Below are 8,634 nucleotides of genomic sequence, written 5' to 3'. Positions count from 1 at the left end.
CTGCGGGATCGCGCGGGGCGCGCGCCTCGTCCGGCGCCTGCGCGGCACCGGGGACCTCGGCCTCGCTCGGAGCCCCGGAACCGCCGGAGCGGGCGGTGGTCGCGTCGTCCTGCCTGAGTGTGCCCACGACATCGATGGTGCACCGCTGGTCGCGCCCCGTCGAACCCGGGGCCGTCCCATTATCGGACGGTCCAGTATCCGGGATCACCTTCCCGCACAGTTGACACTGCTCACTGTGGGCGATTAACGTCGACGCCGTGACATCGCAGCTGGTTCTCGTACTTCCCTCGCGCGTCGGCGCGTAGGGAAAGCCGCCCTGCGTCGACGCGCGACCCTCGTGCGACCTTCCATGGTCGGCGGGGGTTTTTTCATGTGCGCCGCCGTCGCACCGACCGTGCCACAAGCGAAGATCACACGCGAAGACTCGAACACCGTTGGATTCCCTGGAAACACGCACCGACGACCCATGAGGCAGAACCGATGACAAGCGCCACCCCGCGATCGGAACCGAACGCCGGGTCGACACCGAGTACGGCGTCGCCCGGCCAGTCAGCACGACCGAAGCCCGCTCCGCCGGTAGGAACACCCGTTCGTGTGACCGGCGCGCAGTCGCTCGTGCGTTCGCTGGAGGCGGTCGGTGCCGACGTGGTGTTCGGCATTCCCGGCGGCACGATCCTGCCCGCCTACGACCCGCTTCTGGACTCGACCAAGGTGCGGCACGTGCTCGTCCGGCACGAGCAGGGCGCCGGGCACGCCGCGACCGGGTACGCGCAGGCCACGGGGCGGACCGGGGTCTGCATGGCCACCTCGGGCCCCGGGGCGACCAACCTGGTGACCCCGCTGGCCGACGCGAACATGGACTCGGTTCCCGTGGTCGCCATCACCGGTCAGCAGACCCGGGCCCTGATCGGCACCGACGCCTTCCAGGAAGCCGACATCTGCGGCATCACGATGCCCATCACCAAGCACAACTTCCTCGTCACCGACCCCGCCGACATCCCGAGGGTCGTCGCGGAGGCGTTCCACCTGGCGAACTCGGGCAGGCCCGGCCCGGTGCTGGTGGACATCCCGAAGGACGTGCTCCAGGAGACGACGTCGTTCGCGTGGCCGCCCGAGACGCACCTGCCCGGCTACCGCCCGACGCTGCGCCCGCACGGCAAACAGGTCCGCGAGGCCGCACGGCTGATGGCGCGGGCCCGGCGCCCGGTGTTCTACGTCGGCGGAGGGGTGCTCAAGGCCAAGGCCACCGAGCAGCTGCGCGAGCTGGCCGAGCTGACCGGCATCCCCGTGGTGACCACGCTCATGGCGCGCGGGGCGTTCCCGGACTCGCACCGCCAGCACCTCGGCATGCCCGGGATGCACGGCTCGGTGGCGGCCGTGGCGGCCATGCAGCGGGCCGATCTGCTCGTCGCGCTCGGCGCCCGGTTCGACGACCGCGTCACCGGAAGGCTGGAGTCGTTCGCCCCCGAGGCCACGGTGGTGCACGCCGACATCGACCCTGCCGAAATCTCCAAGAACCGTAAGGCCGATGTCCCGATCGTCGGTGACTGCGCCGAGATCATCGGCGATCTGGTGGCCGCCGTGCGGGCGGAGGCCGACGAGGAGGAGCCGACCGACCTCACGCCCTGGTGGACCCAGCTCGACTCGTGGCGCACCACGTTTCCCGCCGGCTACGACTGGCCCGAGGACGGCACGCTGGCGCCGCAGTACGTCATCGAGCGGATCGGCGCGCTGGCGGGGCCGGACGCCGTGTTCGCGGCCGGGGTCGGCCAGCACCAGATGTGGGCGGCGCAGTTCATCCGCTACGAGCGGCCGGGAACGTGGATCAACTCCGGTGGCCTCGGAACGATGGGGTTCGCCGTGCCCGCGGCGATGGGCGCGCAGTTCGGCACCCCGGACAAGCAGGTGTGGGCCATCGATGGCGACGGCTGTTTCCAGATGACCAACCAGGAGCTGGCCACCTGCGCCATCGAGGGCGCCCCCATCAAGGTCGCCGTCATCAACAACGGCAACCTCGGCATGGTGCGGCAGTGGCAGAATCTCTTTTATTCCGAGCGGTACTCCAATACCGACCTCGGCACGCACAAGCACCGCATCCCCGACTTCGCGCTCATGGCGGAGGCGATGGGCTGCGCGGGACTGCGGTGTGAGACCAAGGACGGCGTCGACGAGGTGATCGGCCGGGCGATGGAGATCAACGACCGCCCCGTCGTGATCGACTTCGTCGTCGGCAAGGACGCCCAGGTGTGGCCGATGGTGGCCGCCGGGACCAGCAATGACGAGATCATGGCCGCGCGCGGGATTCGCCCGCTGTTCGACGACGACGAGGTGTCGCATGAACGCTGACGACCCGCGCGGGGAGGAAGCGTTCAGGGTGACGGCGAACGCTGACGACCCGCGCGGGGAGGAGGCGTTCAGTTCGGTGGCGAACGCTGACGACCCGCGCGGGGAGGAGGCGTTCAGTTCGGTGGCGAACGCTGACGACCCGCGCGGGCTGGAAGTGTTCAGTGTGATCGAGACTGCCTGTGCCGCGGGGGCGTTTCCGCGTGCTGAACAAGGAAGGGAGCGCGAGCGGCCATGACCAACCACACGCTGAGCGTCCTCGTGGAGAACGTCCCCGGTGTGCTCGCCCGGGTGTCGGGGTTGTTCTCCCGCCGTGGCTTCAATATCGAGTCGCTGGCCGTGGGACCCACGGAGAACCCGGAGGTGTCCCGCATGACGATCGTGGTCGCCGTCGAGGAGCTACCGCTGGAGCAGGTGACCAAGCAGCTCAACAAGCTGGTCAACGTTATCAAGATCGTCGAACTCGACCCGGGCAGTTCGGTGCAGCGCGAGCTGCTGCTGGTCAAGGTCAGGGCCGACGCGACGGTGCGTAGCCAGGTCCTGGAGACCGTGCAGCTCTTCCGCGCGAAGGTGGTGGACGTCTCGCCCGAGGCGGTCACCATCGAGGCGACGGGGACCAGCGACAAGATCAGCGCGCTACTGCGGATGCTGGAGCCCTACGGCGTGCGCGAACTGGTGCAGTCGGGCATGGTCGCCGTGGGACGCGGAGCCCGGTCGATCACGGCGACCTCCACCCGCTGACGCGCCGCGCCGATGCCGGGCGCGAGAGCCGGGGCCCGCACGCGCGGTACACGATCCGCAACCAACATCGAAAGGAAGTACCACCCCTCATGTCAGTCGAGATCTTCTACGAGGCCGACGCCGACCTCGGCATCATCCAGGGCCGCACGGTCGCCGTCATCGGCTACGGCAGCCAGGGCCACGCGCACGCGCTGAGCCTGCGGGACTCCGGTGTCGACGTCCGGATCGGTCTGCCGGAGGGGTCGAAGTCGCGTGCCAAGGCCGCCGACGAGGGCCTGCGGGTGGTCACGCCCGCCGAGGCGGCCGCCGAGGCCGACCTCATCATGATCCTGACCCCGGACACCAAGCAGCGGGCGATCTACACCGCCGACATCGAGCCCAACCTGTCTCCCGGCGACGCGCTGTTCTTCGGGCACGGCTTCAACATCCGCTACGGGCTGATCAAGCCGCCCGCGGATGTCGACGTCGCGATGGTCGCTCCGAAGGGGCCCGGGCATCTGGTGCGCAGGCAGTTCATCGACGGCAAGGGCGTGCCGTGCCTGATCGCGGTCGAGCAGGACCCCAGCTCGGCGGCGCAGGCGCTGGCACTGTCCTACGCGGCCGCGATCGGCGGTGCCCGCGCCGGTGTCATCAAGACGACGTTCACCGAGGAGACCGAGACCGACCTCTTCGGTGAGCAGTCGGTGCTGTGCGGCGGGACCTCGGCGCTGGTGCAGACGGGCTTCGAGGTGCTCACCGAGGCGGGCTACGCACCGGAGATCGCCTACTTCGAGGTCCTGCACGAGCTGAAGCTGATCGTGGACCTGATGTACGAGGGCGGCATCGCGCGGATGCGCTACTCCATCTCCGACACCGCCGAGTACGGCGATCTCACGCGCGGTCCTCGGGTCATCACTCCCGAGGTGAAGGAGAACATGAAGGCCATTCTCGCCGAGATCCAGGACGGCACGTTCGCCCGCGAATGGGTCGGCGAGGACGAGGCCGACCGCCCAAACTTCCGCAAGTTGCAACAGGCGGGCGAGCAGCACCCGATCGAGGAGACCGGTCGCAAGCTGCGCGGGCTCATGTCCTGGGTGGACCGCCCGATCACCGAGACCGCCTGAGGCGGATACGCACCGTGAACGACCCCTCGGCGGTATTGCCACCGGGGGGTCGTTCCCGTGCGGTGGCGCTGTGCTCCGGCTCACCGGTGCTCTACCGTGGCCCCCCATGATCGAGGAGAACCCGGCCGTCGACGACAAGTCGGGCGTGCGTGACCGGCTCGACCTGCGGTCGGCCCGCTGGCGGCGGCTGCGCCCGGCGACGGGCACGGTGGAGTTCGCGTTCGTCACCGACGGCGACACCACGACCTACGTGGCGTTGCGCCGTGTGTGTGACCCGGAGGGGACTGTGCTCGTCTTCACACCGTCCGAATGGGACGCCTTTCTCGCCGGCGCCCGAGACGGCGAGTTCGACCTTCCCGAGGCGCTCTGACGCGGGTCGATCGCGGTTCGAGAGCCGGTGCGGAAGTGGCGCCGGGCCGGGCGCTACGACGGCGCCCGTGCGGACCGGAGGGCGGTGTCACCGCCGTCAAGGATTGTGGAATCGCAGGTCTGCGGGACTAGACTGCGTGCGTCGCGGGCACAACGTCGTGTCTGTCCGAGCGCGTCTGCGAATGACCCCAATCCGACGAAAGGCGCATTGTGAGCAATTCCAGCCAGCCTGTCGTTCTCCTCGCCGAGAAGCTCGCCGACTCCGCCGTGAGCGTGTTCGGTGACGAGGTGGAGGTCCGGCATGTGGACGGAACCGACCGTGCTGCCCTCCTCGCCGCGGTCAAGGAGGCAGACGCGCTGCTCGTCCGGTCCGCGACCAAGGTCGACGCCGAGGTCCTGGCCGCGAGCGACAGGTTGAAGGTCGTGGCCCGCGCCGGCGTCGGGCTCGACAACGTGGAGGTCCCCGCTGCCACCGAGCGCGGCGTGCTGGTCGTCAACGCGCCGACGTCGAACATCGTCTCGGCCGCCGAGCACGCGGTGGCGCTGCTGCTGTCGGTGGCGCGCAACGTTCCCGCGGCCGACCAGAGCCTGCGGGGCGGCGAGTGGAAGCGCTCCGCCTACACCGGCGTCGAACTCAACGGCAAGACCGTCGGCATCGTCGGCCTCGGCAAGATCGGCCAGCTCGTGGCCGCGCGCCTGGCCGCCTTCGACACCGAGCTGATCGCCTACGACCCGTACGCCTCGGCCGCGCGCGCCGCGCAGATCGGTGTCGAACTGGTGTCGCTGGACGAGCTGCTCCGCCGCGCCGACGCGATCACCGTCCACCTGCCCAAGACCCCGGAGACCAAGGGCCTGCTCGACGCGGCCGCGTTGTCCAAGGTCAAGAAGGGTGTCCTCGTCGTCAACGCGGCGCGTGGCGGGCTCGTCGACGAGAACGCACTCGCCGAGGCCGTCCGGGAGGGCCGGGTCGCGGGCGCGGGCATCGACGTGTTCGCCGAGGAGCCCACCACCTCCAGCCCGCTGTTCGGGCTGCCGGGGGTCGTGGTCACCCCGCACCTGGGCGCCTCGACCGTCGAGGCGCAGGACCGCGCGGGCACCGACGTCGCACGCTCCACGCTGCTGGCGCTGCGCGGGGACTTCGTGCCCGACGCCGTCAACGTGGCGGGCGGCGCCGTCGGCGAGGAGGTGCGCCCGTACGTCCCGCTGGCGCAGAAGCTGGGCACCGTGCTCTCGGCGTTCAGCGCGAAGGCTCCGTCCTCGGTGTCCGTGGTGGCCGGTGGTGAACTGTCCGGCGAGGACGTCAGCGTGCTCCAGATCGCCGCGCTGCGCGGCGTGTTCTCCGGCGTGGTCGAGGACCAGGTCACCTTCGTCAACGCGCCCCGGCTCGCCGAGGAGCTGGGCGTGCAGGTCAGCGTGAGCACGCAGCCGGAGAGCCAGAACTACCGCAGCCAGCTCACGGTGCACGCCGTGCACGCCGACGGCACCACGCACTCGGTGTCGGGCACGGTGACCGGCAAGGAAGAGGTGCCCAAGCTGATCGAGGTGAACGGCAGGCACTTCGACATCCGCGCCGAGGGTCACATGCTGCTGCTGGAGTACCCGGACCGCCCGGGCATCATGGGCCGCGTGGGCACCGTGCTCGGCGAGGCGGGCGTGAACATCGAGGCCGCCCAGATCAGCCAGACCACCGACCGGTCCGACGCCGTCATGCTGCTGCGCGTGGACCGGGCCGTGGACAACCACCTGCTCGAGCCGATCGGCGCCACGGTCGATGCCCGGATGATCAGGACGGTCACGTTCGACTGAACGGATTCGGCCTCCGGTATCGGTCTCCGTCGTCGCGCGACCCCCGGTCGCGTCGGTCCCGTCGCGGGCGGGCCGGCGCGCCGGGGGTCGTCGGTGCGTCCGGAACGGATGCCGGGCGAGACCGGAACCGTTCGCGCGACCGAAAAGACCACGCGAACGAGTGACGCCTCGGGCTGGCGTGCCGCTGGCTTCGTGGCGTGAGATATGCGGCGCGTCTTGGCGTGCCGCACCATCGTCCTCCGTGGCGGGTATGCCACGATTGAGTGACTGCGCGCCAGGCTCGCTGCGGCGTACGGGTGGTCGTGCTTCGACGGATTGTCGCCCACCGGTAGCCTGCCGTCGCTGGAGTTCGACCGCTGAGGGGTGCCCTGCCCCGGGTGCCTGATTGACGGAGGTGTGTGGATGCGGCTCGCTGTGATCCCCGGCGACGGGATCGGGCCCGAGGTGGTGACCGAGGCACTCAAGGTGCTCGCCGAGGTGGTGCCGGACGCCGAGATCACCAAGTACGACCTCGGAGCGTCCCGGTGGCACGCGACCGGCGAGCTGCTTCCCGAGTCGGTCCTCAGTGAGTTGCGCGAGCACGACGCGATCCTGCTCGGTGCGGTCGGCGACCCCAGCGTGCCCAGCGGCATCCTGGAGCGCGGACTGCTGCTTCGGCTGCGGTTCGAACTCGACCACCACGTCAACCTCCGCCCCGGTCGGCTCTATCCCGGTGTGCGTGGCCCGCTGGCCGACCCGGGCGAGGTCGACCTCGTGGTCGTCCGTGAGGGCACCGAGGGTCCGTACGCGGGCAATGGCGGCCTGCTGCGCAAGGACACCGAGCAGGAAATCGCCACCGAGGTCAGCCTCAACACGGCGTTCGGCGTGCGGAGGGTCGTCGCCGACGCCTTCGACCGCGCGCGGCAGCGGGAGCGCAAGCACCTGACGCTGGTGCACAAGACGAACGTGCTCGAACACGCGGGTTCGCTGTGGTCGCGCATCGTCGAGGAGGAGTCACTGCGGCACCCCGAGGTCACCGTGGCCTACTCGCACGTGGACGCCGCCACCATCCACCTCGTCACCGACCCGGGCCGCTTCGACGTCATCGTCACCGACAACCTCTTCGGCGACATCATCACCGACCTGGTCGGCGCCGTGACCGGCGGCATCGGCCTCGCCGCGAGCGGCAACCTCGACATCACCAAGCGCAACCCGAGCATGTTCGAGCCCGTCCACGGCAGTGCGCCCGACATCGCCGGGCAGAACCTCGCCGACCCCACGGCGGCCGTGCTGTCGGTGTCGTTGTTGCTCGACCACGTCGGCCAGAAGGAGGCCGCGCGCCGGATCGAGGCCTCGGTCGCCTTCGACCTCGCCACCCGCGACCAGAACTCGCCGGGAACGACCCAGGCCATCGGCGACCGGCTCGCCGCGCTGGTGTCCTCGAACGCCCGGCAGATGAGCTGAGTCCTCCGCCACGGCGACACGGCCTTCCGCCGCGGCGGGGCGCCGGTACCGAGGTCGCGCCGGCTGTTTCCGGGCGGTGCCGGCGGGTACCTCTTCGGGCATGTGGAAATGGCTTCAGAACCTGCGTGGGCGCGTCGAACCGGCCTCGTCGAGCGCGCCGGAGGCCGACGCCGCCGATGATCCGGCCGTGTCGCGAGCGCGCCCGACGGGCGGACGTGCGGGTGACGAACGCGGCGACAACCAGTCCTCCACCGGCCCGGGCGAGAACGACACGGTGGTCGGCCGGATCTCCGGCGACGATCTCGGCTACACCGGCGAGACCGGGGCCGAGCGCCGTGGCCAGGACTGACTGTGTCACCATGACCGGGTGACCACCGCACGCGTCGCCCTGATTCCCCGGCGCGCCGGGTGAGTGCTCGACACGAGCACCCGGCGCGCAGACCTCTCGCATCCGCGGGGGGTCTTTTTGTTTGTCCGGACCCTGTCGCCCGACAGGACTCTGTGCCGAGGAGAACCCCGTGAACCGCACGGAACCCGCGAACACCCCGCTCGGTGACCGTTTCCACCTCTACGACACGACCCTGCGCGACGGCGCCCAGCGCGAGGGCGTCTCCTATTCCGTGGCCGACAAGCTCGCCGTGGCGCGGCTGCTCGACGAACTCGGCGTCGGGTTCATCGAGGGTGGCTGGCCGGGTGCGCTGCCCACGGACACCGAGTTCTTCGCCCGCGCGGCCGCCGGGGAGTTGCCGTGCAAGCACGCCGTGCTCGTGGCCTTCGGCTCGACCCGCAGGCCCGGGGTGCGCGCCGCCGACGACGCCCAGGTGCGCGC

General features: G+C 70.3%; 8 protein-coding genes and 1 pseudogene. All 9 read left to right on the top strand.

From position 1 onward, the window contains the following. The first annotated feature begins 480 nt into the window (after positions 1-480). A complete protein-coding gene (locus SACSA_RS0108920; RefSeq protein WP_048876587.1) occupies positions 481-2,346 on the top strand; it encodes an acetolactate synthase large subunit in 1,866 nt (621 codons plus the stop codon). After that, complete coding sequence (locus SACSA_RS0108915; RefSeq protein WP_019815193.1) at positions 2,336-2,581, top strand: hypothetical protein; 246 nt, start codon at positions 2,336-2,338, stop codon at positions 2,579-2,581. The genes SACSA_RS0108920 and SACSA_RS0108915 overlap by 11 nt, the downstream gene beginning before the upstream one ends. Continuing rightward, the gene (ilvN, locus tag SACSA_RS0108910; protein WP_019815191.1) at positions 2,578-3,084 is read left to right on the top strand and encodes an acetolactate synthase small subunit; all 507 of its coding nucleotides are present in this window, start codon (positions 2,578-2,580) and stop codon (positions 3,082-3,084) included. Before SACSA_RS0108915 ends, ilvN begins: the two co-directional genes overlap by 4 nt. An 89-nt stretch (positions 3,085-3,173) precedes the next feature. Then, positions 3,174-4,187: a ketol-acid reductoisomerase gene (ilvC, locus tag SACSA_RS0108905; RefSeq protein WP_019815189.1), complete on the top strand. Its 1,014-nt coding sequence runs from the start codon at positions 3,174-3,176 to the stop codon at positions 4,185-4,187. Between the two features lie 106 nt (positions 4,188-4,293). Continuing rightward, positions 4,294-4,557, top strand: coding sequence for a DUF397 domain-containing protein (locus tag SACSA_RS0108900; protein ID WP_019815187.1), 264 nt, complete (start codon positions 4,294-4,296; stop codon positions 4,555-4,557). Positions 4,558-4,766: 209 nt separating this feature from the next. Then, positions 4,767-6,362 (top strand): phosphoglycerate dehydrogenase, encoded by a 1,596-nt coding sequence (gene serA, locus SACSA_RS0108895; RefSeq protein WP_019815186.1) that lies wholly within the window; start codon positions 4,767-4,769, stop codon positions 6,360-6,362. A gap of 402 nt (positions 6,363-6,764) precedes the next feature. After that, complete coding sequence (locus tag SACSA_RS0108890; protein ID WP_019815185.1) at positions 6,765-7,805, top strand: 3-isopropylmalate dehydrogenase; 1,041 nt, start codon at positions 6,765-6,767, stop codon at positions 7,803-7,805. A gap of 100 nt (positions 7,806-7,905) precedes the next feature. Then, complete coding sequence (locus SACSA_RS0108885; RefSeq protein ID WP_019815184.1) at positions 7,906-8,154, top strand: hypothetical protein; 249 nt, start codon at positions 7,906-7,908, stop codon at positions 8,152-8,154. A gap of 169 nt (positions 8,155-8,323) precedes the next feature. Further along, positions 8,324-8,634: pseudogene (locus SACSA_RS22150) on the top strand (citramalate synthase); the annotation flags it as partial.

This window comes from Saccharomonospora saliphila YIM 90502, from assembly GCF_000383795.1.
GTDB classification, from domain to species: domain Bacteria; phylum Actinomycetota; class Actinomycetes; order Mycobacteriales; family Pseudonocardiaceae; genus Saccharomonospora; species Saccharomonospora saliphila.
Note: the sequence above shows the minus strand (reverse complement) of the source record. Positions and strands in the feature narration are given on the sequence as shown.